General features: G+C 66.4%; 24 protein-coding genes. 14 read left to right on the forward strand and 10 right to left on the reverse strand.

The window, feature by feature from the left end:
* Window positions 1-120 precede the first annotated feature (120 nt).
* Window positions 121-540 (reverse strand): RT0821/Lpp0805 family surface protein, encoded by a 420-nt coding sequence (locus GGR03_RS10105; protein WP_183207568.1) that lies wholly within the window; start codon window positions 538-540, stop codon window positions 121-123.
* A gap of 76 nt (window positions 541-616) precedes the next feature.
* On the opposite strand from GGR03_RS10105, the gene pdxH reads away from it, so the two are divergent.
* Window positions 617-1237: a pyridoxamine 5'-phosphate oxidase gene (pdxH, locus tag GGR03_RS10110; RefSeq protein ID WP_183207570.1), complete on the forward strand. Its 621-nt coding sequence runs from the start codon at window positions 617-619 to the stop codon at window positions 1235-1237.
* Window positions 1238-1275: 38 nt separating this feature from the next.
* Here pdxH and tldD read toward each other — a convergent pair whose 3' ends face one another.
* Together tldD and GGR03_RS10120 are read right to left on the reverse strand one after the other, a co-directional pair.
* Window positions 1276-2691, reverse strand: a complete 1416-nt coding sequence (gene tldD / locus GGR03_RS10115; RefSeq protein ID WP_183207572.1) for a metalloprotease TldD — start codon at window positions 2689-2691, stop codon at window positions 1276-1278.
* A 94-nt stretch (window positions 2692-2785) separates the two neighbouring features.
* Entirely contained in the window at window positions 2786-3301 is a 516-nt protein-coding gene (locus GGR03_RS10120) for an invasion associated locus B family protein (RefSeq protein WP_183207575.1), read from the reverse strand.
* 375 nt (window positions 3302-3676) lie between these two features.
* Between GGR03_RS10120 and coxB the strand changes: the two genes are divergently transcribed.
* The 11 genes from coxB (at window position 3677) to rnhA (ending at window position 12780) form a co-directional block, all read left to right on the forward strand.
* Window positions 3677-4588, forward strand: a complete 912-nt coding sequence (coxB, locus tag GGR03_RS10125) for a cytochrome c oxidase subunit II (RefSeq protein ID WP_183208007.1) — start codon at window positions 3677-3679, stop codon at window positions 4586-4588.
* A gap of 24 nt (window positions 4589-4612) precedes the next feature.
* Window positions 4613-6214: a cytochrome c oxidase subunit I gene (gene ctaD, locus GGR03_RS10130; protein WP_183207577.1), complete on the forward strand. Its 1602-nt coding sequence runs from the start codon at window positions 4613-4615 to the stop codon at window positions 6212-6214.
* 120 nt (window positions 6215-6334) lie between these two features.
* Window positions 6335-7279 (forward strand): heme o synthase, encoded by a 945-nt coding sequence (locus GGR03_RS10135; protein ID WP_183207579.1) that lies wholly within the window; start codon window positions 6335-6337, stop codon window positions 7277-7279.
* Between the two features lies 1 nt (window position 7280).
* Entirely contained in the window at window positions 7281-7415 is a 135-nt protein-coding gene (locus GGR03_RS24610; RefSeq protein WP_281378983.1) for a hypothetical protein, read from the forward strand.
* Window positions 7412-8044 (forward strand): cytochrome c oxidase assembly protein, encoded by a 633-nt coding sequence (locus GGR03_RS10140; protein WP_183207581.1) that lies wholly within the window; start codon window positions 7412-7414, stop codon window positions 8042-8044. The genes GGR03_RS24610 and GGR03_RS10140 overlap by 4 nt, the downstream gene beginning before the upstream one ends.
* 109 nt (window positions 8045-8153) lie before the next feature.
* The gene (locus GGR03_RS10145; protein WP_183207584.1) at window positions 8154-9032 is read left to right on the forward strand and encodes a cytochrome c oxidase subunit 3; all 879 of its coding nucleotides are present in this window, start codon (window positions 8154-8156) and stop codon (window positions 9030-9032) included.
* 76 nt (window positions 9033-9108) lie between these two features.
* The gene (locus tag GGR03_RS10150) at window positions 9109-9495 is read left to right on the forward strand and encodes a DUF983 domain-containing protein (RefSeq protein WP_183207586.1); all 387 of its coding nucleotides are present in this window, start codon (window positions 9109-9111) and stop codon (window positions 9493-9495) included.
* Window positions 9485-10267, forward strand: coding sequence for an SURF1 family protein (locus tag GGR03_RS10155; RefSeq protein WP_183207588.1), 783 nt, complete (start codon window positions 9485-9487; stop codon window positions 10265-10267). Before GGR03_RS10150 ends, GGR03_RS10155 begins: the two co-directional genes overlap by 11 nt.
* A gap of 100 nt (window positions 10268-10367) precedes the next feature.
* A complete protein-coding gene (ispH, locus tag GGR03_RS10160; RefSeq protein ID WP_246367860.1) occupies window positions 10368-11333 on the forward strand; it encodes a 4-hydroxy-3-methylbut-2-enyl diphosphate reductase in 966 nt (321 codons plus the stop codon).
* 5 nt (window positions 11334-11338) lie between these two features.
* Window positions 11339-12319, forward strand: coding sequence for a homoserine kinase (locus GGR03_RS10165; RefSeq protein ID WP_183207592.1), 981 nt, complete (start codon window positions 11339-11341; stop codon window positions 12317-12319).
* The gene (rnhA, locus tag GGR03_RS10170; RefSeq protein WP_183207595.1) at window positions 12316-12780 is read left to right on the forward strand and encodes a ribonuclease HI; all 465 of its coding nucleotides are present in this window, start codon (window positions 12316-12318) and stop codon (window positions 12778-12780) included. Before GGR03_RS10165 ends, rnhA begins: the two co-directional genes overlap by 4 nt.
* A gap of 43 nt (window positions 12781-12823) precedes the next feature.
* Here the strand turns inward: rnhA and GGR03_RS10175 are convergent, their stop codons facing one another.
* A complete protein-coding gene (locus GGR03_RS10175; RefSeq protein ID WP_183207597.1) occupies window positions 12824-13309 on the reverse strand; it encodes a peroxiredoxin in 486 nt (161 codons plus the stop codon).
* A gap of 96 nt (window positions 13310-13405) precedes the next feature.
* Complete coding sequence (locus GGR03_RS10180; RefSeq protein ID WP_183207599.1) at window positions 13406-14227, reverse strand: protein-disulfide reductase DsbD domain-containing protein; 822 nt, start codon at window positions 14225-14227, stop codon at window positions 13406-13408.
* Between the two features lie 194 nt (window positions 14228-14421).
* Here GGR03_RS10180 and GGR03_RS10185 point away from each other — a divergent pair, with 194 nt between their 5' ends.
* Window positions 14422-15024 (forward strand): YqgE/AlgH family protein, encoded by a 603-nt coding sequence (locus GGR03_RS10185; protein WP_183207601.1) that lies wholly within the window; start codon window positions 14422-14424, stop codon window positions 15022-15024.
* 7 nt (window positions 15025-15031) lie between these two features.
* Here the strand turns inward: GGR03_RS10185 and GGR03_RS10190 are convergent, their stop codons facing one another.
* From GGR03_RS10190 to thrC, 4 genes are read right to left on the reverse strand one after another with little or no spacing between them, the layout of a single operon-like run.
* The gene (locus GGR03_RS10190; RefSeq protein ID WP_183207603.1) at window positions 15032-17926 is read right to left on the reverse strand and encodes an EAL domain-containing protein; all 2895 of its coding nucleotides are present in this window, start codon (window positions 17924-17926) and stop codon (window positions 15032-15034) included.
* 46 nt (window positions 17927-17972) lie between these two features.
* The gene (locus tag GGR03_RS10195; protein ID WP_183207605.1) at window positions 17973-18596 is read right to left on the reverse strand and encodes a GNAT family N-acetyltransferase; all 624 of its coding nucleotides are present in this window, start codon (window positions 18594-18596) and stop codon (window positions 17973-17975) included.
* Window positions 18597-18605: 9 nt separating this feature from the next.
* A complete protein-coding gene (locus tag GGR03_RS10200; RefSeq protein ID WP_183207607.1) occupies window positions 18606-19916 on the reverse strand; it encodes a M16 family metallopeptidase in 1311 nt (436 codons plus the stop codon).
* Window positions 19913-21322 carry a threonine synthase gene (gene thrC / locus GGR03_RS10205; protein ID WP_183207609.1) on the reverse strand — a complete coding sequence of 470 codons (1410 nt, stop codon included), beginning with the start codon at window positions 21320-21322 and terminating at the stop codon, window positions 19913-19915. The genes GGR03_RS10200 and thrC overlap by 4 nt, the downstream gene beginning before the upstream one ends.
* 134 nt (window positions 21323-21456) lie before the next feature.
* Between thrC and GGR03_RS10210 the strand changes: the two genes are divergently transcribed.
* Window positions 21457-22005, forward strand: coding sequence for a hypothetical protein (locus tag GGR03_RS10210; protein WP_183207611.1), 549 nt, complete (start codon window positions 21457-21459; stop codon window positions 22003-22005).
* A gap of 62 nt (window positions 22006-22067) precedes the next feature.
* Here GGR03_RS10210 and GGR03_RS10215 read toward each other — a convergent pair whose 3' ends face one another.
* Window positions 22068-22754, reverse strand: a complete 687-nt coding sequence (locus GGR03_RS10215) for an HAD family hydrolase (protein WP_183207613.1) — start codon at window positions 22752-22754, stop codon at window positions 22068-22070.
* Between the last annotated feature and the right edge of the window lie 18 nt (window positions 22755-22772).

Below are 22772 nucleotides of genomic sequence, written 5' to 3' on the forward strand. Positions count from 1 at the left end.
GGCAAGAGGTCCTTCAAGTACGGTGATGGCATACGGCACGACGCGCGGGGCCGCCCGCGCTGAGGGGTTATATGGACCGCTTCCACTGGAAATTTAAGGCCTGCCTCGAGGTCAGGCTGCTCAGCTTCCTGCTTCGTTGAAGCTCACGAGCGCCCACTCGCCTTCGCCGACCGTGCAGGCCTCGCCGTGATAGAGCGCGATGCCGTCGAAGCGCTGGCGGGAAGTCTGGAAGCTGCGACAGATCCGGGGCCCGTCGCGAACCTCCCTGATCGCGGTCAGGACGCCGTTGGCGCCGGTCTGGGGATTGGCCCAGGCGTGCCGTACCGCGCCGCCCTTGATGTCGGCCGTCGAGACGGCGTTGCGCACCGTGCGTTCGTCGGAGGCGAGTTCCTCGTTCGGCGCGGCGGCGGGCTCGGGGCGGGCAATCGAGCCGGTGACCAGTTCCGCGTCGACCATTCCGCCAAGGCCCGGGCCGGAGACGACGCAACCGCCGAGTCCCAAGGAAAGAACGCTGGCCGCGAGGAGGTGGATTCGTGCCATCGATCTCTTATCTGTTGCCGCGCCACGCCCGCCTGCGAATCAGGGGGCGTTCCCCGTTGCAAGGAACACAGCGAATATGGCGAATGAAGCCTTAACCCTTGGTGAAAGACCTGTGGGGGACGACCCGTTCGGCCTTTTCGCCAATTGGCTGGCGGAGGCCGAGGCGAGCGAGCCCAACGACCCGAACGCCCTCGCTCTGGCGACTGTGGACGAGACGGGCCTGCCCGACGTTCGGATGGTGTTGCTCAAGGATTTCGACGCGGCGGGCTTCGTCTTCTACACCAATTTCGAGAGCAGCAAGGGGCGCCAGCTCCTCGCGTCGCGCAAGGCCGCAATGTGCTTCCACTGGAAATCGCTGCGTCGTCAGGTCCGGGTCCGTGGGCCGGTCGAGGTGGTCAGCGAAGCCGAGGCGGACGCCTATTTCACCTCGCGGCCGCTGGGCAGCCGCATCGGCGCCTGGGCCTCGGCGCAGTCGCGCCCGCTCGAGAGCCGGGCGGTGCTGGAGGCGCGCGTCGCCGAACTCGGCGACCAGTACGGCGACAGTGCCGTCCCCCGGCCGCCGCATTGGTCGGGCTTCCGCCTCGTGCCCCAGCAGATCGAGTTCTGGCACGACGGCGCCTTCCGCCTGCATGACCGAGCACTGTTCAGCCGCGACGGCGACGCCGGCGCCTGGCGGATCGAGCGGCTTTATCCGTAAGGGGCGGCGGCACTTAGCGAGGGTGCCGCTCCCGCGCCTCAGGTCTCCGTGCCGCCGACCGTGATCTGGTCCATCCGCAGATGCGGCTGGCCGACGCCGACCGGAACGCCCTGGCCGTTCTTGCCGCACATGCCGACGCCGGTATCCAGCGCGACGTCGTTGCCGATCATCGATACCCGGTGCATCGCCTCTGGTCCGTTGCCGATCAGCATGGCGCCCTTCAGCGGCTCGGCCACCTTGCCGTCGCGGATCCGGTAGGCCTCGGTGCAGCCGAACACGAACTTGCCGGAGGTGATGTCCACCTGCCCGCCGCCGAAGGAGACCGCGTAGATGCCGTCCTTCACCGAAGCGATGATCTCCGCCGGCTCGTGCGGCCCGGCGAGCATCATCGTATTGGTCATGCGCGGCATCGGGGAGTGGGCATAGGACTGGCGTCGCCCGTTGCCGGTGGGATTGACGCCCATCAGCCGGGCGTTCTGGCGGTCCTGCATGTAGCCGACGAGCTTGCCGTCCTCGATCAGCACGGTGCGGTTGGTGGGCGTTCCCTCGTCGTCGATGGTCAGCGAGCCGCGCCGCTCCGCGATGGTGCCGTCGTCGACGACGGTGACGCCCTTGGCTGCGACCTGCTGGCCCATGAGACCGGAGAAGGCCGAGGTTTTCTTGCGGTTGAAATCACCCTCGAGCCCGTGGCCTACCGCCTCGTGCAGCATGACGCCCGGCCAGCCCGAGCCGAGCACGATGTCGAACGTCCCGGCCGGGGCGGGAACGGCGGTCAGATTGGTGCGTGCCTGCTGAAGCGCCTTGTCGGCGATCGCCTGCCAGTTCTCGGGGACGAGGAATTCCGCGAGCCCGGTGCGGCCGCCGGCCCCGAACGAGCCCGACTCCTGCTGGTCGCCGGCGCCGCACACGACCGAGATGTTGATCCGCACCAGCGGCCTGATGTCCCTGGCAAGGCGGCCGTCGGCGCGCAGGATCTCCACCGTCTGCCACTGCGCGCCGAGCGTCGCCGACACTTGCCGGACGTCGTCACCCTTCGCCCGCAGATACGCGTCGATCTCCTGCAGCAGCTTGACCTTCGCCTCGAAGCCCGGCGTCGGGATCGGGTTCTCGTCGCCATAGAGCTTACGGTTGGTGCCGGCAGGGGGCTCGGCATAGGTGCCGTGATGGCCGGTCTTGACCGCCGCGACGGCGCTCGCCGCGCGCTTCAACGCCGCTTCGGAAAAATCGCCGGCATGGGCATAGCCGACCGCCTCGCCGGCGACCGCGCGCAGCCCGAAACCCTGGTCCATCGAGAAATTGCCGGATTTCAGCCGGCCATTGTCGAAGACCAGCGATTCCGATTCCCGGTATTCGAGGAAGAGTTCCCCGTCATCGGCGTCGGTCAGGGTCTCGCCGAGGATCGCATCGATCTCGGCGCGGGAAATGTCGAAGCGCTCGATCAGCGACGCTGTCATGGGTGACTCCTCGGGTGGCGACTGTCGCGGCGCAGATATGGTCGCGCAGCCGTCCTGCCAACCGTCCTCGATCGAGCTGCGCCAGAGCCGGGATCTACGGCAGGGCGTCGAAGCCGTCCTTGAAGCCGGCCAGGTCGACCGGGATGCCGATTCCCTGCTCCGGCGTCTGGAAGACGATGAAGGTCGCGGTGGTGCCGGCCGAAAGCGTGGCCAGCAGCTCGTCGGCGAGAATGACTTCGGCGTAGCATCCGTCCTGGAAGCAGCGGACGAACTGGGCACGGCCGATATCCTTGCCGTCAACGTACAGACCGAGCCCATTTGGCAGGAGGATGCCCAGCGGTGCCAGGATCCGCAGGATCCGCGCCTGCTGGTCGGCGGTCTTCAGCGCGACGATGGACAACCCGACCTCCGGCCGATCCTCGGCCACGACGTTCTGCAGGAGCGCGCATTGCTCGCCGGTCGCCCCGGCGGGCTCGTCGCACACCACCGCCCAGGAGCCATGCTGGGATTTCACGGTCCCGGTCGCCCCGGACTGGGCGGCAGCCGGGAGGCTGGCGCCGAGACCGGCGAGGATGAGGGCCGCAAGAAGGGGCCGAGAGATTCTTGTCATGGGAAAAATCCGAATCACGCGCTCGCATCGATGTGGCGCGGGCATGGTAAACAATTGCTTATCGCACGAGGCGCCGGGACGTTTCGAGAGGCGACCATGCATCGCTGGCGCCAGCCTAGCACGCGGCGCGCGTTCCTTGCAGGCCCTTCCAGCCAAGCCGCACCGCTTGCGGCGGCAGCCGACGGCAAGTTTCGCGATTTTGTCGCAAGCTTATGACGCTTCTAAGATGTTGCGGCGGGCCGGGTTTCGTGGTTTGAAGCGGTGGACCGCCAGATATATTCGTTTTCTGATATGTGTGGGCATGCAGGCATCGGCGCCTGTCTGTCGCATTTCATCGATGATCGAGGGCTGCCGCGGGTGCGACAGATGGAGATAATGCGAGTGAGACGATCGTTCTTCGCCGCCGCGGCGTTTCTGGGAGGGGCCGGCACCGCGTCGGCACAGGATGCCGCCGTGATCCCGGGACAGCCACACCCATGGCAGATGGGGCTGCAGGAGGCGCTTTCGCCGATCGAGGCGCAGATCCACTGGTTCAGCAATTACACGCTGGCATTCATCATTCCGATCACGGCTCTCGTGGCCGCGCTCCTGGCCTGGTGCATCTATCGCTACGCCGCCCACCGCAATCCCACGCCATCGCGCACCAGCCACAACACGACGATCGAGGTCGTGTGGACGCTAGCGCCGGTGATCATCCTGCTGTTCCTGGCGGTGCCGTCCTTCCAGCTCCTCACCGCGCAGTACAACCCGCCGCGCGAACCGGAGCTGACGATAAAGACCACCGGCTACCAGTGGTTCTGGGGATACGAGTACCAGCCGATCGAGACCGAGGGCGAAGCGGCCGCCGAGCCGGTGTCGTTCGAATCCTATCCGCTGCTCGAGGAGGACCGTGACGGTTCCGGCAAGGAAGACCGCGGCGTCTATCCGCATCTCCTGGCCGTCGACAACGAGATGGTCGTTCCGGTGAACACCGTGATCCGCATCCTCTCGACCTCGGCCGACGTGATCCACGCCTTCGCCCTGCCGTCGATGGGCGTGAAGGTCGATGCGGTCCCCGGCCGGATCAACGAGTATTTCATGGAGCCGCTGCGCGAGGGCATCTTCTACGGGCAGTGCTCCGAGCTCTGCGGGCAGGCTCACTACAACATGCCGATCGCCGTCCGCGTCGTGTCGCAGGAACAGTTCGCCAGCTGGTACGCGGCCGCTGCCGAAGACCTCGACGGCGCCAATGCGGCGTTGACCGCAGCAATTCAGACCGCCGGCGATGTCGCCGTGGCCGGCCGTTAAAACTAGGGTTCGAGGGAGATCGACATGGCTTACGGAGCCACTCACGACGCCCATGGCGACCACAAGCCGACCGGCTGGACGCGCTGGGTCTATTCGACCAACCACAAGGACATCGGTACGCTCTACCTGATCTTCGCGATCGGTGCCGGTATCATCGGCGGCGCGCTGTCGGTCGCGATGCGCATGGAATTGCAGGAGCCGGGTCTGCAGATCTTCGGCGACCCGCAGATGTACAACGTCTTCACGACGGGCCATGGCCTGATCATGATCTTCTTCATGGTCATGCCGGCGCTGATCGGCGGCTTCGCCAACTGGATGGTGCCGATCATGATCGGCGCGCCGGACATGGCGTTCCCGCGACTGAACAACATCTCCTTCTGGCTCCTGGCGGTGTCGTTCCCGCTGTTGATCCTGTCGATGTTCGTCGAAGGCGCGCCGGGCTCCACCGGTGCGGGCACTGGCTGGACCATGTATCCGCCGCTGTCGACGTCAGGCCATCCGGGTCCGGCGGTTGATCTCGCGATCTTCGCGCTGCACATCGCCGGTGCCTCGTCGATCCTCGGTGCGATCAACTTCATCACCACCATCCTGAACATGCGCGCGCCGGGCATGACCCTGCACAAGATGCCGCTGTTCGCATGGTCCGTGCTGGTCACCGCCTTCCTGCTGCTGCTTTCGCTGCCGGTCCTGGCCGGTGCCATCACCATGCTGCTCACCGACCGTAATTTCGGGACGACCTTCTTCGACCCGTCGGGCGGCGGCGACCCGATCCTGTTCCAGCACCTGTTCTGGTTCTTCGGTCACCCCGAGGTGTACATCCTGATCCTGCCGGCTTTCGGCATCGTCAGCCACATCATCTCGACCTTCTCCCGCAAGCCGGTCTTCGGCTATCTGGGCATGGCCTACGCCATGGTCGCGATCGGCGTGGTCGGCTTCGTCGTGTGGGCGCACCACATGTACACGACCGGCATCTCGCTCAACACGCAGCGCTATTTCGTGTTCGCCACGATGGTGATCGCGGTGCCGACCGGCATTAAGATCTTCTCCTGGATCGCGACGATGTGGGGCGGCTCGCTGTCCTTCAAGACGCCGATGCTCTGGGCGATCGGCTTCATCTTCCTGTTCACCGTCGGTGGCGTCACCGGCGTCAAGCTGGCCAATGCCGGCATGGACCGGGTGCTGCACGACACCTACTACGTCGTCGCGCATTTCCACTACGTGCTGTCGTTGGGTGCCGTCTTCGCCATCTTCGCGGGCTGGTACTACTGGTTCCCGAAGATGACCGGGTACATGTACAACGAGACGCTCGGCAAAATTCACTTCTGGATGACGTTCGGGGGCGTGAACATCCTGTTCTTCCCGCAGCATTTCCTGGGCGCCGCGGGCATGCCGCGCCGCTACGTCGACTACCCGGAAGCCTTCGCCGGCTGGAACTTCGTCTCCTCGATGGGCTCCTACATCTCTGCCGTCGCGGTGCTGGTGTTCCTCTACACCGTCTTCGAGGCCTTCTCGAAGAAGCGCGTCGCCGGCGCCAATCCCTGGGGCGAGGGGGCGACCACGCTCGAGTGGCAGCTGCCGTCGCCGCCGCCCTACCACCAGTGGGAGACGCTGCCGCGCGTCAAGTAAGGCAGCGATACACCTGCGGCCGACCGGCCGACGGGTGGAAACAAGAAGCGGCTGCCGTCTTCCGGGGCGGCGGCCCACCGGACCGGATGAACCGGTCGACCGGAGCAGTCCGAGGTTGATTTGACGTTTCTCGATGCCACCAGCACAGCGGCCGCTCCCGACAGGGTGAGCCTCGCCGAGCCGCGGGATTTCCTGGCGCTTCTGAAGCCGCGGGTCATGTCGCTGGTCGTCCTGACCGCGATCACCGGCCTCGTCATGGCACCGGGCGATCTGCACCCGACTCTGGCGTTCATCGCGATCCTGTCGATCGCCATGGGTGCCGGTGCCTCCGGCGCACTCAACATGTGGTACGACGCGGACATCGATCGCCTGATGACCCGCACCGCGCAGCGTCCGGTCGCCGCCGGCCGCATTGCGCCCGAGACGGCGCTGGGCTTCGGCGTCGGTCTCTCATGCCTTTCGGTGATGATGCTCGGCCTTGCCACCAACTGGTTCGCGGCCGCGCTGCTCGCCTTCACGATCTTCTTCTACGCCGTCATCTACACGATGGGCCTGAAGCGCCGGACGCCGCAGAACATCGTCATCGGCGGTGCCGCCGGCGCGTTTCCTCCGATGATCGGCTGGGCCGCGGTGACCGGTGGGGTGGCGCTCGAGAGCATTGTCCTGTTCCTGATCATTTTCCTTTGGACGCCGCCACATTTCTGGGCGCTGGCGCTGTTCAAGCTCAAGGACTATGGCAGCGCCGGGGTGCCGATGCTGCCCAACGTCGCCGGCGAGCGGGCGACGCGGAACCAGATATTCCTCTATTCGCTGATCCTGGTCCCCGTTGCGGTGGCTCCCTGGCTGCTCGGTTTCGCCGGGCCGGTCTACGGCATCGCTGCGATCGTCCTTGGCGCGAACTTCCTGCGCCATGCCTATGCGACGCTGAGAATGCCGGATGGCGATGCCCAGATGGTCCCGGCGAAGAAGCTGTTTGCCTTTTCGATCTTCTATCTGTTCGGTCTCTTCGCCATCTTGCTCGTCGAAGGGATCGTCGGCGGCATGGTTTCTACGGGTGGGCTCTGAGATGGCTGATGATGGCGTCCGGCTCACCGCAGCCGAGCAGAAGGCCCGGCGGAATCGCAACATCGCGATCGGGATCATTCTGGTCGCGCTTGTCGTAATCTTCTATTTCGTGTCCCTGGCGAAGATGTCGGCATGAGCGGCGAACCGAGCGAACGTCCTGGCACTCTGACTGCGAAGACTGCGCGTCGCGGCAGGATCATCGCGGTCGCCTGCGCCGCCTTCGCGTTCGGGATGGTCGGCGCCGCCTACGCTTCCGTGCCGCTCTACGAGCTTTTCTGCCAGGTCACTGGCTATGGCGGGACGACGCAGCGTGCGGAGGGCGAGTCAGGCCGCTTGGTGGACAATTCGATCGTCGTGCGGTTCGACGGCAACGTGACCCCGGGCCTGCCCTGGCGTTTCGGGCCGAACGAGCGCGAGATCAGCGTCAAGCTCGGGGAGACTCGGCAGACCAGCTTTCATGTGCGCAACGATTCGGACAGGCCGGTGACGGCGCAGGCGACGTACAACGTCACACCCGATGCTGCCGGCCTGTACTTCAACAAGATCGCCTGCTTCTGCTTCGACAACCAGACGCTCCAGCCGGGCGAGGAGATGGACATGCCGGTCGTGTTCTTTGTCGATCCGGACATCCTGGAGTCGGAGGAACTGCGGAACGGCAGGGCGATTACGCTGTCCTATACGTTCTTCCCGCAGGAGAGCGTCTCCGAACCGGTGGCGACAGCGCCGGACAAGGGCGAAACGGACGCCGCGACCGACAATCTTTGACGTCTCGCGCCGCGCGTAAGCGCCGGCGCGGGAACTTACGCAAGCTGGAGTTTGCCGCCGATCTCTTGTAGTCAGATCGCCGAGCAGTGAGGGAGACCGGGGAACCGCGATGGCAGACACGCACGCCAAGCATCACGACTATCACATCATCGATCCGAGCCCGTGGCCGTTCATCGCTTCGGTCGGCGCGTTCATCATGATGATCGGCGCGGTCAGCTACATGCGCTACCTGTCCGGCAACCAGTTCCTGGTCTTCGGGATCGACCTGGCGACGCCGTGGATCTTCTTCGTCGGTCTCGCGATCGTGCTCTACGTCATGTACGCGTGGTGGGCGGATGCCATCAAGGAAGGCCAGGAGGGCGCGCACACGCCGGTCGTGTCGATGCACCTGCGCTACGGCATGATCATGTTCATCGCCTCCGAGGTGATGTTCTTCGTGGCGTGGTTCTGGGCGTTCTTCGATGCCAGCCTGTTCCCGAACGAGGCGGTGCAGGCGGCGCGGACCGAAGTGCTGGGAGGCCAGTGGCCACCGGTCGGGATCGAGGTGCTCGACCCGCTGCATCTGCCGCTGTTCAACACGGTGACCCTGCTCCTGTCGGGCACGACAGTGACGTGGGCGCACCACGCCCTGCTGCACAACGACCGGAAGGGGCTGGTCTGGGGCCTGGCGCTGACCGTGCTGCTCGGCCTGATCTTCTCCTACGTGCAGTACTATGAATACGCTCACGCGCCCTTCGCCTTCGCCGGCTCGATCTATGGCTCGACCTTCTTCATGGCGACCGGCTTCCACGGCTTCCACGTCATCGTCGGGACGATCTTCCTGATCGTCTGTCTGATCCGCGCGATGAAGGGGCAGTTCACGCCGGAGAAGCATTTCGGCTTCGAGGCGGCGGCCTGGTACTGGCACTTCGTCGACGTCGTCTGGCTGTTCCTGTTCTTCAGCATCTATGTCTGGGGCAGCTGGGGTGGCGTGATCCACCACATGTAGTCCGCGCTTCACAGAGCGACCTTGGAGGAGGCGGCGCAGCAATGCAGCCGCCTTCTTCGCTTCAGGGAACAACCGCATGAGCGAACAGCAGCCCGACCGGGCATTGGCCGACCCGACGCGTGCCGGGATTCTGGGGCGCTGTCCACGCTGCGGCGAGGGCAAGCTGTTCGCCGGCTTCCTGACGGTGGCTCCGCGCTGCTCGAACTGCGATCTCGACTTCGCCTTCATCGATTCCGGCGATGGGCCGGCGGTCTTCGTCATCCTGATCATCGGCTTCGTCGTCTGCGGACTGGCGCTCTGGGTCGAGGTCAGCTTCAACCCGCCGCTCTGGGTGCATCTCGTGCTCTGGCTGCCGCTGATCCTCGCGCTCGCGCTGCCGCTGCTGCGGGCGCTGAAAGGCCTGATGATCGCCCTGCAATACAAGCACCGCGCGGCGGAAGGCCGTCTCGACCATGGCGAATGAACCGGCGACTATCCCGGGCGGGCCGGCCGCGCCCTTCCGCATGAGCCGCGGCCGCTACTGGTTCGCGCTCTTCGCCTGTCTCGTCGGCATCGTCATCCTGATGGCGCTCGGCACCTGGCAGGTGGAGCGGTTGCAGTGGAAGGAAGCGCTCGTCGCGCGGATCGACCAGCGCATCGTTTCCGATCCGATCGATCTCGACGCGCTCGAAGCGCAGTTTGCCGCCACCGGCGATGTCGACTACACGCCGGCGACTGTCGAAGGCCGCTTCCTCAACGATGGCGAGCGATACTTCCTGTCGACGTTCGACGGGCAGTCAGGCTGGAACGTCTACGTGCCGCTGCTCACCGAAGGGGACCGGCTGGTCTTCGTCAATCGCGGCTTCGTGCCCTACGACCGCCGCGACCCGGCGACCCGCCGGGAAGGCCAGGTCGAAGGCCCGGTAACCATCACCGGGCTCGCCCGCAACGCGCCGACCGAGGAGCCGGGCTTCTTCGTCCCCGACAACGACCCCGCCGGAAACACCTTCTTCTGGCGCGACGTCGACTCGATGGCCGAGGGCCTGGCAATCCCGCCCGGCGTGCGCATCCTGCCGTTCTTCGTCGATGCCGGTCCCGGCAGCGCCCCCGGCGGCTGGCCGGTCGGAGGCACGACGGTGGTCGAGATTCCAAACAACCACCTGCAATACGCCGTGACGTGGTACGGGATCGGCCTCGTGCTCATCGTCATGACCGTGCTGCTGGTGGTGAGCGACTGGCGCGCCCGCAAGCCTTGACACCGGCAGGTCCCATCCCTTCATTCGGCCGGGCGACGCCGCCCCAGCCCCGGAGCCTTGTTTGTTCAATTCAGACGCCAAGCCGAAACTGACGATCCGCATGTGCGAGCCGCGCGGCTTCTGCGCTGGCGTCGACCGGGCGATCCAGATCGTCGTGCTGGCGCTGAAGAAGCACGGCGCACCGGTCTATGTCCGCCACGAGATCGTCCACAACCGCTACGTCGTCGAGGGGCTGCGCAACATGGGCGCGGTCTTCGTCAAGGAACTCGACGATGTGCCGGATGACGGCCAGCCGGTGGTCTTCTCCGCCCATGGCGTGCCGAAATCCGTGCCGGCCGCGGCGGCGGCCCGCGAGATGCTCTATCTCGACGCGACGTGTCCGCTGGTCTCCAAGGTCCACAAGCAGGCCATGCTGCACGTCAAGCGCGGCCGCCACGTGCTGCTGGTCGGCCACAAGGGCCATCCGGAGGTGATCGGCACGATGGGCCAGCTGCTGCCGGGCGAGGTCACGCTGATCGAGACCGAGGCCGACGTCGAAGCCTTCGTGCCGGCCGATCCGGCGGCACTCGGCTTCGTCACCCAGACCACCCTGTCCGTCGACGACACCAGCGGCATCATCGCGGCGCTGCAGGCGCGGTTCCCGGACATGCAGGCGCCGTCGTCCGAGTCGATCTGCTACGCGACGACAAACCGGCAGGACGCGGTGAAGGCGGCAGCGCCGGGCGCCGATCTGTTCCTCGTCGTGGGTGCGCCGAACTCGTCGAACTCCAAGCGGCTCGTCGAAGTAGCCGAGCGGGCGGGTGCGATGCAGGGCGCCCTCGTCGAGGGGGTGGCGGACCTGCCGTGGGACAGCGTCCCGCCGGGTGGCGTTGTCGCGCTTTCCGCCGGCGCCTCGGCGCCGGAGATCCTCGTCGACGCAATCGTGGACGCGTTTCGCGACCGATTCGAGGTGACCGTCGAGCTGGTGCGGACCGCCGAGGAGACCGAGAACTTCCCGGTCATGCGCTCGCTGCGCGAGACGCCCCTGACGGCCGCCGACATGGCCTTCGTCAGCGGCCGGAACTGAACGTCGTGGCGGTCTATACCGATATCTCGGAAACGCAACTCGCCAGCTTTCTCGCCGACTACGACCTCGGCGCGCTGCTGAGCTACAAGGGCATCGCCGAAGGGGTGGAGAACTCCAACTTCCTGCTGCGGACCGAAGCCGGCACCTTCATCCTGACGCTCTACGAAAAGCGCGTGAACCGTGCCGACCTGCCGTTCTTCGTCGGACTGATGGAGCACCTGGCCGAGCGCGGCATCTCCTGCCCCCTCCCGGTCCACACCAAGGTGGGCGAAGCCCTCGGCGAGCTCGCTGGCCGGCCCGGCGCCATCTTCACCTTCCTCGAAGGCATGTGGACGCGCCGGCCGACCGCCGACCACTGCCGGGCCGTCGGGGCGGCCATGGCGGGAATGCACGCGGCGGCACGCGATTTCGGGCTCCGACGCGAGAATGGTCTGTCGCTCGGTGAATGGCGACCGCTTTTCGAGAGCTGCGGCGATCGCGTCGACGAGATCGAGCCGGGCCTCGCCGCCGCCATCGACGAAGAGCTGTCGTATCTCGAGGCGAACTGGCCTGCCGATCTGCCCGCCGGCATCATCCATGCCGACCTGTTTCCGGACAACGTCTTCTTCCTCGCAGGCGAACTGTCCGGCCTGATCGACTTCTATTTCGCCTGCAACGACCTCCTCGCCTACGACCTCGCGATCGGCCTCTGCGCCTGGTGCTTCGAGCCGGACGGCAGCTTCAACGTCACCAAGGGACGCGGCCTGATCGAGGGCTATGCCGGCGTGCGTCCGCTGAGTGCGAACGAGGTTGCCGCATTGCCGATCCTGTGCCGCGGCGCGTCGATGCGCTTCATGCTGACGCGGCTCTATGACTGGCTGAACGTGCCCGAGGGGTCCTTCGTGACCAAGAAGGACCCGCGCGAATATCTGCGCAAGCTGCGCTTCCACCGTGCAGTGGCAAGCGCTGCCGAATACGGCTTCGATCTCGAACGGGTGACGCAATGAGCGGCGAGAGCGGGGACAGGGTCGAGATCCATACGGACGGTGCTTGTTCGGGCAATCCCGGCCCCGGCGGCTGGGCGGCGATCCTGCGCTTCAACGGCGCCGAGAAGGAGCTGAAGGGCGGCGAGGCCCTGACCACCAACAACCGCATGGAACTGATGGCGGTGATCGAGGCGCTCGCCGCGCTGAAGCGGCCTTGCGCCGTCGATATCTATTCCGATTCCCAGTACATGCGGGACGGGATCACCAAGTGGATCCATGGCTGGAAGCGCAATGGCTGGAAGACCGCCGACCGCAAGCCGGTGAAGAACGCCGAGCTGTGGCAGCGCCTCGAGGAGGAGAAGGGTCGCCACGACGTGACCTTCCACTGGGTGCGCGGCCATGACGGCAACGAGCTGAACGAGCGTGCCGACGAACTGGCCCGAGCCGGCATGGCGCCGTTCAAGAAGAAGGTCGCCGGCTGACCGGACCGGCTCCGGCGCCTCGGCGTCGAAGCCGGCTGGGCGGTCAGAGCTGTTCGAGCAGCGCTTCGGCTGAAGACGTGTCGGCCCGGCCCGGCGAATCCTCGACATTCAGCGCCGTCACGACGCCGTCCTCCACGATCATCGAATAGCGCTTGGAGCGCGTGCCGAGACCGGCGACCGACAGGTCGATGTCGAGTCCAAGCGCCTTGGTGAATTCGCCGTTGCCGTCCGACAGGAAGGTGATCTTGCCGGCGGCTTCCGTGGACTTTTCCCAGGCGCTCATCACGTGGATGTCGTTGATGGCGACCACGGCGATCGTGTCGACGCCCTTGGCCCGGATCTCCTCGTTGTAGGTCAGGAAGCCGGGGAGGTGGTTCATCGTGCAGGTGGGCGTGAACGCGCCGGGCACTCCGAACAGCACGACCTTCTTGCCGCCGAAGATTTCCGCGGTCGACAGGTCGACCGGGCCGTCGGACGTCCGGGTCTTCAGTGTCGCGTTGGGGATCTTGTCGCCGATGCCGATAGCCATGTCGTGTCTTTCCCTTCCCGGAACGCCCCCGGTCGGCTGCCGGCAACCGCCCGCGAGGGCGCATCTGGAGCAATGCGGCGCTTTGTCGAGCCGGCGCTACCGCGACGGAGCGACCGCAAGGCCCTTCGCCTCCAGCGCGCCCGCGCCGTCGGTGAACACCACGTCGACGCGTTCGGGCGGACCCGCCTCGCCGCGCGGGCGCTCCAGCACCGGTACCTGGAACACCAGCCTGTCGCCCTGGCGGGCCGGCGCGTCCGGTTCATCGAAATACCAGCCGGCGGGACCTGCGACGAAAAGGTCTGCATCGTCGCGCGGAGCGGACGTTCCACCCTGTTCCGGGCGGGTGATGGCAACGGTCAGCATGTCGCCGGCGAGCCGGGCGGATGCAAGCTCGGCAGGCGCCTCGCCTCTTTCCGGAAGCGCGGCGAACGCCGCCTGGACGGCGCCCGCATCTGCTTCCGCCGCCGTCAGAGTCGCCTGAACCGGGACGCAGATCTCGCGGCAGACACCCATCATGACCGAGGCTGCCACAGGGCCAAGTTCCGCACCGGTCGCCGGCGCCAGCTCGAACGCCACTGCCAATGACCGATTGTAGCCGTTGGCTCGCGCCAGCCCCTCGCCGAAGCGATGCGGCGCCGGAAAATGCAGCTCGGCATGGCCAAGCCCGGAAGTCGCGGCGAAATCGATGGTCGGCGGGATTCCGGAGGTGCCTGGATCCACCCAGTAGGTCTTCCAGCCGGGGGCCAGATCAAGGAGCAGCGCGCCGCGCACGCTGCCGTCTGCTCCAGCCGGCGCGGTGGTGAGGCGGACCGTCATCGGCTCAGGCGCAGCGGCGCCGACGGAACCGGCCTCGGCGAGGCCGGTGGTCATCAGGACGCAGATTAAAGTTGCTGCGAAGCGGTTTTCGAGAAAGCGCATCACTCTCCGGTTGCCGGCAGTGGCCCCGCGCAGCGGGAGGGAGACGATGCATAGCCGGCACGACAGGCGCCAGCCACTCAAAATCGCGCGACCGGCAGGCATTGGGCGCAGGTCGTGACTATCTTGCTCTGGTCGGAATGCCGCCGCGGTGCCACGATAGGCAACGGTCGCGGAAAGGATGATCGAGGTTGACGATGGTGAGAGACGATATCGAAGAGACTGCCGCGGATTCCCTCGAGGGTCATTTCCTCATCGCGATGCCCGCGCTCGATGCCGAGCCGTTCAACAGGACGGTGATCTACGTTTGTGCCCACTCGCCGAACGGCGCGATGGGCTTCATCATCAACAAGCCCCAGCATGTCAGCTTCCCGGAGCTCCTGACCCAGCTCGGCATCGTCGAAAGCGAGGACGACATCAGGCTGCCCGGGGGCGGCCGCGAAGTGTCGGTCTGCATGGGCGGGCCGGTGGAGCGGGGGCGGGGCTTCGTCCTGCATTCCGACGACTACGATTCTGAGTCCACCGTCTCGGTCGCCGAGCGCATATCGCTGACGCCGACCCTCGATATCCTCAAGGCGATCTCGCAAGGGATCGGCCCGCGCACGGCGATCATGGCGCTCGGCTATTCCGGCTGGGCCCCAGGCCAGCTGGAAGGCGAGATCGCGGCCAATGGCTGGCTGACCTGCAAGGCCGATCTGTCGATCGTGTTCGACAGCAAGCTCGAAGACAAATACGGGCGGGCCTTGGCGCTGCTGGGTGTCGACGCGGCGTTCCTGACCAGCGAGGCCGGCCACGCCTGAAGCCGGCTCAGCTGGCGCGTTTCACGCCCATCTGGTCGAGCAGCATCTTGCGCGCCTGGTCGACCGTCAGCGGCTGCGAGAACAGGAAGCTCTGGGCGAACTCGCAGTTCAGCTGGCGCAGGAGGTTGAGGTCGGACTCGCTCTCGATGCCCTCCGCCACCACCTTCAGGCCGAGGTCGTGCGCCATCGTCACGATCGAGTTGAGGATGATCGGCCGCTGCGGCTGGGTGTTGTTGCGCAGGAAAGACTGGTCGATCTTCAGCGTGTCGAACGGGAAGCGCATCAGATAGGCGAGTGACGAATAGCCGGTGCCGAAATCGTCGAGCGAGAGGCCGACGCCGATCTCCCGGAGACGGGCGAGCAGCTGCGCCGAGCGTTCCGGGTTGTCCATCACCAGGGATTCGGTGAGTTCCAGCTTCAGCGATTCCGGCGGCAGGCGGTAGCGCGACACGACGGTGCGGACGTCCGCGATCAGGTCCTGGCGGATCAGCTGCCGGCTGGAGATGTTGACCGACACGAAGATCGTCGGGTCGGACGTCATCAGGTGCCAGTCGCTGAGACGCTTGGCCGCCTCCTCCAGCGCGAACTGGCCGAGCTGGACGATCAGCCCGGTACTTTCGGCGATAGGCACGAATTCGCTTGGCGAGACAGCGCCGCGGCGCGGGTGTTCCCAGCGCAGCAACGCCTCGAAGCCGGCGATGGACTCGGTATCGAGACGCACGATCGGCTGGAACGCCAGCGACAGCTCGTTGCGCTCGAAGGCTCGCCGCAGATCCGCCTCGAGCTGCAGCCGCCCGGACCCGATGGTCTTGTAGGCTGGGCGGAACGGCTCGATCCGGTCGCCGCCATAGCGCTTGGCCTGGTACATGGCGAGTTCGGCTTCCTTGAGCGCCTCGTTGGCGTTCGAGGCTTCGGTCCATCCGGTGAGGCCGATCGAGCCGGTCAAGACGATCTCGCGGCCGGCAAAGGCGATCGGCGCCTTGATCGCCTCGCGCAGCGCCTCGGCAAAGCTGGCGACTGCCCCGACCTCGGTCTCCGACAGAAGGATCAGCCCGAACTGGTCGCTGCCCAGCCGCGCCAGCGAATCCTGCGGCTTCAGGATGCGCTTCAGCCGCCGCCCAACGGTGAGAAGGATCGTGTCTCCGGTGGCGATGCCGAAATCGTCGTTGACCTGCTTGAAGCGGTCGAGGTCCACGAGGAAGAGCGTCGGGTGGACGTCCTCCCGGGTGTTCGACAGGACGCCGATCGCCTCCAGCCGATCCATGAACAGCTCGCGGTTGGGCAGGCCCGTCAGCTGGTCGTGCAGCGCGTCGTGGAGCAATCGCTCCTCGGCCTTCTTGCGCTCCGTCACGTCCTTCAGCGTGCCGACGCAGCGCACCACCTCGCCGTCGCTGCCCAGTACCGGGCGCGCCCGCAGCGAGACCCAGTGATAATGGCCGTCCTCATCCCGCATCCGGAATTCCTGGGTGATCCGGCCGCGCCGGTGCTCCAGGATCGTGTCCAGCGTCAGCTTGAACCGGTCGCGATCGTCCGGGTGGAGGATCGGCAGCCAGTCGCGGGCGGGCCCGTTCATCGAGGCGATGGGCATCCCGGCCAAGGCGTCGCCATCGGCGCCGGCAAAGATGCGGTCGCGGCTGACATCCCAGTCGAACACGGCGTCGCCGGTCCCGGATAGCGCCAGCGAGCGGCGTTCCATGTCCGACAGGAGCCCCTGCGCAAAACTGCCGCCGGCGAACGCGTGCTGCATGACGGTGAAGCCGATCAGCAGCACGATCAGCACCAGCCCGCCGCCGAGCGCCGGCTGGATGATGTCGTTGTCGATCCGGCCGGTCACCGTCATCCAGCCCGCGAACAGCCAGAGTGCGATCAGGCACCAGGTCGGGATCAGCATGATCGCCCGGTCGAACCGCTTGAAGGACAGGAATCCGATGAGGCCGAGGCCGGCGACAGCGGTCGCGGCCAGCGAGAGCCGCGCGACGCCCGAAGCCAGCTGCGGATCGAAGGCAGCCAGGCCGCCGAGCGCACCGAGCGCGGCCAGCCAGAGCACGGTGAAGATCGACAGGACGCCGTGCCAGCGGTTGAGATGCAGATAGGTGTACAGGAACAGCACCAGCGTGAAGGCGAGCGCCACCTCCGTGCTGGCGCGCCATACCCGCTCCTGGCCTGGCAGGATGGGCACCAGCTTCTGCCAGAAGTCGAAGTCGATGCAGATATAGGCAAGGACCGCCCAGGCGAGGGCCGCCGTAGCCGGGAACATCGCCGATCCCTTGACCACGAACAGGATGGTCAGGAAGACCGCCAGCAGGCCGGCAATGCCGAGCACGATGCCGCGATAGAGCGTGAAGGCGTTGACAGTGTCCTTGTAGGCGTTGGGTTCCCAAAGCCGGATGTCGGGCAACTGGCTCGCGGTCATCTCGGCGACGAAGGTGACCACCGCGCCCGGGTCGAGCGTCACCAGGAAGATGTCGGCTTCGGCGCTGGGCTGGCGCTCGAGCGCAAACCCCTGCGACGGGGTGATCGAGGCGATGCGCTGCGCGCCGAGGTCGGGCCGCCAGATGCCGGAGCCGACGAGTTGGAAGTGCGGCGCGACGACGAGCCGGTCGAGCTGCTCGTCGGTGTTGTTCGCCAGCGCGAAGGTGGCCCAGAGTCCGGAGGCCTGCGGCGACGTCGCCTCGATCTCGATCCGCCGGACGATGCCGTCGGCACCTGGAACGGTGGAGACCTGGAAGCTTCGGCCCTCGCCGCGGGAAATCTCCACGGCGCTCTGCATGTCGATCGCCGTGTCCTCGCGGGAGATGCTGACCGGTTCCAGCGCGAACGACGGCATCGTCAAGGCAATGAGCGCGACGAGGAACGCCATCAGCGCCATTGCGATATTGCCGGATACCGTCATCGATCGCATGCGCGCGGCAATGCCCCCTTCTTGTCGGCGAAAGTGCATCGCGAGCCTACGCCCCGCTCGTCCTGCTCGCACCATCCCTGGACTGCGAAACCGACCATTCTTCGGCAAGAAGCGCGTAGAGATAATGATCTTCCCAACGGCCGGCGATCTTCAGGTAATTTCGCAGATGCCCCTCGCGGCGAAACCCGCATTTCTCCAGTAGCCTGATCGAGCGGGCGTTGGAAGGCAGGCAGGCGGCCTCGATGCGGTGCAGGCCCTGGATGTCGAAGACGAACAGCTTGATCGCCTCGACCGCGCGCTGCATCAGGCCGGCGCCCGCGTAACGCTGGCCGATCCAGTATCCCAGCATGCAGTTCTGCGCGACGCCGCGGCGGATCAGCCCGGCGGTGATCCCGCCATAGAGCGTCGCGCCGTCGGCGTCGAAGATGAAGAACGTGAAGCTCGCGCCCTCGCGGGCTTCCTGCCCGTAGCGCCGCAGGCGCAGCCGATAGGATTCCCAGGACAGCTCGTCCGCCATCCATAGCGGCTCCCACGGCCTGAGGAAGTCACGGCTTTCGGCCCGCAACTCGCGCCAGGCGACATAGTCGGTCCGGCGCGGCATGCGCAGCACGACACCGTCGCCCGCCAGACTAGGAAGCTGCGGTCCGGTGAGGCGGTCGAGGACGCTCATGGCGGTTCGTCAGCGGCCTGCGGCGATCCTGGCCTCGCCGGCACTTTCGCTGGTCAGGCGTCCGGCGATCTCGGCCTGCGCGGGCAGGCGCGAGAGCGGCCCGATGGCGGCGAGCGTCGGGTTGGTGCCGACGAAAAGGCGCTGGGCGAGATCGGAAAGCCGCGGCGCGTCGATGGCGTCGAGCCGGGCGATCAGTTCCTCGTTGGCGATCGTCTCGCCCTTGAACATCAGCTGCCGCGCGATCTGGCCGGCCCTTGCCGCCGGGCTTTCCTGCGACATCAGAAGGCTGGCGCGCATCTGGGCGCGGGCTCGCGTCACCTCTTCGTCCGTGATGTTCTCGGAGGCCTTGAGCAGTTCTTCGACGATGACCGGCGCCAGTTCCGCCAGTTCTTCCTCGCCGGTCGCCGCGTGGATGCCGAAGATGCCGCTGTCGGAGAAGCTCCAGTGGAAGGCGTAGATCGCGTAGCAGAGCCCGCGGCGCTCCCGGATTTCCTGGAACAGTCGCGAGGACATGCCGCCGCCGAGGATCAGCGACAGGATCTGCGATGCGTAGAAGTCGCGGGCGTAGTAGGGGCGGCCCTCGAAGCCCAGCACCATCTGCGCGTCCTGCAGGTCGCGTTCCTCGCGGAACTCGCCGCCGGTATAGCTCGCGAGCGTCCGCGGTTGCGCGCGGATCGGAAGCGGCGACACCGTGCCGGAGCCGAAGGCGGCGCTTACCTGGTCGACGATGGCCTGGTGGGACACCGCGCCGGCCGCCGAGATGATCATGTTGTCCGGCGCGTAATGGCGGGCCAGATAGCGGCGCAGGTCATGGGGCTCGAAGGATCTGACCGTTTCGCGGCTGCCGAGGATGGGCCGGCCGATGATCTGGTCGCGAAACGCCGTCGCCTGGAAATGATCGAAGACGATGTCGTCCGGCGTGTCCTCGGCGGCGCCGAGTTCCTGCAGGATCACCTGCTGCTCGCGCTCCAGCTCCTGCTCGTCGAAGCGGGAATCGATCAGGATGTCGGTCAGGATGTCCAGCGCCAGCGGCACGTCGTTCTTGAGTACCCGCGCATAGTAGGACGTCGTCTCGACGCTGGTGGCGGCATTGAGTTCGCCGCCGACATTCTCGATCTCTTCGGCGATCTGGCGGGCATTGCGCTGGCTGGTGCCCTTGAACGCCATGTGCTCGAGCAGATGCGCGATGCCATGTTCGGCGGGCGCCTCGTCGCGGGCGCCGGCCTTGACCCAGATGCCGAGCGCCGCGCTTTCCAGCAACGGCATCGTCTCGGTGGCGACCGTCAGCCCATTCGCGAGCCGCGTGACCTCGACGCTCAAGCGTCGGCTCCCTGGGTGACCGCGCGGGAACGCGCGAGAACATACTGCTCGATCGCATCGATATCGTTGGGCAAGCGGTCCACCGTTTCGCGTTTCTGCATCAGGTCGGCATGGCTGGGCGGCAGGGCCGGCGAGAGGCCGCAGGCCTTCTTCACCGCGTCCGGGAACTTTGCCGGATGGGCGGTGCCGAGCGTGATCATCGGTGAATGGGACATGTGGGTCTCGGCGACATGCACGCCCACGGCGGTGTGCGGGTCGAGGAGATAGGCAGTCGTCGCGAGCATCCGGCGGATCGTCTCGGCGGTTTCCGCCTCGTTCGTCGCACCCGCATCGAATTCGGCGCGAATGGCCGTGAGGACATGGTCAGGCAGCTGGAACCCGCCGGACTGGGAGAGCTGCTGCATCAGGCGCCGGACCAGGTCGGCGTCGCGGCCGCTCGCCTCGAAGATCAGCCGTTCGAAATTCGACGAGACCTGGATGTCCATCGAGGGCGACATGGTGGCGTGGACGCCGCCGGTCTCGTAGCGGCCGCGGTCCAGCGAACGCACCAGGATGTCGTTCTCGTTGGTGGCGATCACCAGCCGCTCGATCGGAAGACCCATGCGCCTTGCGCCGTAGCCGGCGAAGATGTCGCCGAAATTGCCGGTCGGCACGGTGAAGGAAACCATCCGATCCGGGGCGCCGAGGCTGGCGGCGGCGGTGAAGTAGTAGACAATCTGGGACATGATCCGGCCCCAGTTGATCGAGTTGACGCCAGACAGCGCCGCTTCCTCGCGGAAGCGCCGATCGTTGAACATCGCCTTCACCAGCGCCTGGCAGTCGTCGAACGTTCCATCGACGGCTACGGCATGGACGTTGTCGGCGCCCGACGTCGTCATCTGGCGCTGCTGCACCGGCGACACCCGACCGTGCGGGAACAGGATGAACAGGTCGGTGCGGTGGCTGCCGGCGAAGGCGGCGATCGCGGCGCCGCCCGTGTCGCCCGACGTCGCGCCGACGATGGTGGCGCGCCGGCCGCGCTGGGCGAGAACGTGGTCCATCAGCCGCGCGATGAGCTGCATCGCCACGTCCTTGAAGGCCAGCGTCGGCCCGTGGAAAAGCTCCAGCACGAAATGCGCCGGCCCGATCTGGACCAGCGGTGCGACCGCCGGATGCGGGAAGGTGGCGTAGGCCTCGTCGACCATGCGCTTCAGGTCGGCAGGCGCAATGTCCTCACCGACGAAGGGCAGGAGAATGTCGAAGGCGACGTCGGCATAGGGGCGACCGGCAAAGCCGCGAATGGTCTCGGCGTCGAGCGTCGGCCAGGTCTCGGGAACATACAGGCCGCCGTCATTCGCAAGACCCGCCAGAAGGGCGTCGGAAAATCCTAGGACCGGAGCCTCGCCTCGCGAACTCACGTATTTCACGTCGTCTCCACTTCGCATTCCGGTCGCATGAGGCTGTCGATGCGTCGCCTGTCGGACGCCGTACCGGTCGCCTATCCGCAATCCGGCTGATATAGAACGGCCCGCCACAATAAGGGAAGAACCGAGCGATGCATATGGTGACTGCCCTCCGGGGCGCTATGGTCTGCGGCGCGATGGCGCTGCTGTCGGCGTGCTCCTCGAGCAATAATGGTGCGCAGCTGGAGGCAGATGCCGGCGCGCTCGCCGCTCCGGGTCAGGTGCCGGGCGCGGCAACGGCATGGGAGGCGGGAGGGGAATCGCGCTTCTGCCCGCAAGTGACGCTTCGCGAGGGAACCGCGATCCTCCGCAAGAATGTCGGCGATCAGGTCGACTATGTCGCCTCGATCAGCGAGGCGAACCGCGACTGCCGGATCATCGACGGCCGCCTGCGCATGCAGATCGGCGTCGCGGGCCGGATCGTCCCGGGCGCGGCGGCACAAGCGCGGACGGTCAACCTGCCGATCCGCGTCGCCGTGCTGCTCGGCGAGGACGTGATCTATTCCGAACTCGGGCGGCAGGCGGTCGCCATCGCACCCGGCGGCGGGGCGAAGACCTTCCGCTATCTGGACCAGGGGATTTCCCTCGACCCGAACGAGACCCGCGTGGTGATCTACGCAGGTTTCGACGAGGGTCCGCCGGAGTGACGGGGCGCATCGCGCCAGTCTGACCATATCGAAAAGCGCGGCGGTGACGCCGCCGCGCGGGCCTACGCGTCGGACCAGATCGCCAGTGCCTCCACTACAGCCGGGAAGTCCGCGAGGCGGCTGATCACCGTCTCGGCGCCGGCCTCGGCGAGTTGCTCGGCATGGCCGGCATAGCTGTGCTGGCCACCGGTGAAGCCGACGACACGGCATCCCGCCGCGGTGGCTCCGGCAACGCCGTGGACCGAATCCTCGATCACGATGCTCGCCTTCGGAGGAACGGAAAACTGCTCGCAGGCGTAGAGGAAGACGTCCGGAGCCGGCTTGCCCTTTTTCGCGCCGACCTCGGTGGCGCTGAAGACGTTCGGCACGAATGCGTCCCACAGGCCGACACGGTCGAGCATCAGTTCAAGCCGGTGCGTCGACGAGTTCGAGCAGATGCAGCGCGGCAACGTCAGCCGCTCGATCGCCTCCCGCGCGCCGGGAATCTCCTCGACTTCGCTCTCCAGGCGCCGGTCGATCTCGGCATCGACCCGCGCCGCGAAATCCTTGGGGAACCGTGTCCCGGTCTCTTCGGCGAGGCGCTGCATGATCGTCGGCCAGGTCAGCCCGGCAAAGCGCGTCGCGAAGTCGGAAGCCTCGATCTCGATTCCCTGCCCTTGAAGCATCTCGGTCTCTACCGCCGCGGCGATGATCTCCGAATCGACGAGAACGCCGTCACAGTCGAAGATCACGAGCAGGGGGTCGGCCATCATCAGCTCCGGGCAGAA

This window comes from Aurantimonas endophytica (assembly GCF_014196845.1).
GTDB lineage: Bacteria > Pseudomonadota > Alphaproteobacteria > Rhizobiales > Rhizobiaceae > Aurantimonas > Aurantimonas endophytica.

Coding starts and splice junctions, on each gene's coding strand:
- GGR03_RS10105 (WP_183207568.1), bottom strand. CDS start 540: ATGGCACGAATCCACCTCCTCGCGGCCAGCGTTCTTTCCTTGGGACTC.
- pdxH (WP_183207570.1), top strand. CDS start 617: ATGGCGAATGAAGCCTTAACCCTTGGTGAAAGACCTGTGGGGGACGAC.
- tldD (WP_183207572.1), bottom strand. CDS start 2,691: ATGACAGCGTCGCTGATCGAGCGCTTCGACATTTCCCGCGCCGAGATC.
- GGR03_RS10120 (WP_183207575.1), bottom strand. CDS start 3,301: ATGACAAGAATCTCTCGGCCCCTTCTTGCGGCCCTCATCCTCGCCGGT.
- coxB (WP_183208007.1), top strand. CDS start 3,677: ATGCGAGTGAGACGATCGTTCTTCGCCGCCGCGGCGTTTCTGGGAGGG.
- ctaD (WP_183207577.1), top strand. CDS start 4,613: ATGGCTTACGGAGCCACTCACGACGCCCATGGCGACCACAAGCCGACC.
- GGR03_RS24610 (WP_281378983.1), top strand. CDS start 7,281: ATGGCTGATGATGGCGTCCGGCTCACCGCAGCCGAGCAGAAGGCCCGG.
- GGR03_RS10140 (WP_183207581.1), top strand. CDS start 7,412: ATGAGCGGCGAACCGAGCGAACGTCCTGGCACTCTGACTGCGAAGACT.
- GGR03_RS10145 (WP_183207584.1), top strand. CDS start 8,154: ATGGCAGACACGCACGCCAAGCATCACGACTATCACATCATCGATCCG.
- GGR03_RS10150 (WP_183207586.1), top strand. CDS start 9,109: ATGAGCGAACAGCAGCCCGACCGGGCATTGGCCGACCCGACGCGTGCC.
- GGR03_RS10155 (WP_183207588.1), top strand. CDS start 9,485: ATGGCGAATGAACCGGCGACTATCCCGGGCGGGCCGGCCGCGCCCTTC.
- ispH (WP_246367860.1), top strand. CDS start 10,368: ATGTGCGAGCCGCGCGGCTTCTGCGCTGGCGTCGACCGGGCGATCCAG.
- rnhA (WP_183207595.1), top strand. CDS start 12,316: ATGAGCGGCGAGAGCGGGGACAGGGTCGAGATCCATACGGACGGTGCT.
- GGR03_RS10175 (WP_183207597.1), bottom strand. CDS start 13,309: ATGGCTATCGGCATCGGCGACAAGATCCCCAACGCGACACTGAAGACC.
- GGR03_RS10180 (WP_183207599.1), bottom strand. CDS start 14,227: ATGCGCTTTCTCGAAAACCGCTTCGCAGCAACTTTAATCTGCGTCCTG.
- GGR03_RS10185 (WP_183207601.1), top strand. CDS start 14,422: ATGGTGAGAGACGATATCGAAGAGACTGCCGCGGATTCCCTCGAGGGT.
- GGR03_RS10190 (WP_183207603.1), bottom strand. CDS start 17,926: ATGCGATCGATGACGGTATCCGGCAATATCGCAATGGCGCTGATGGCG.
- GGR03_RS10195 (WP_183207605.1), bottom strand. CDS start 18,596: ATGAGCGTCCTCGACCGCCTCACCGGACCGCAGCTTCCTAGTCTGGCG.
- GGR03_RS10210 (WP_183207611.1), top strand. CDS start 21,457: ATGGTGACTGCCCTCCGGGGCGCTATGGTCTGCGGCGCGATGGCGCTG.
- GGR03_RS10215 (WP_183207613.1), bottom strand. CDS start 22,754: ATGGCCGACCCCCTGCTCGTGATCTTCGACTGTGACGGCGTTCTCGTC.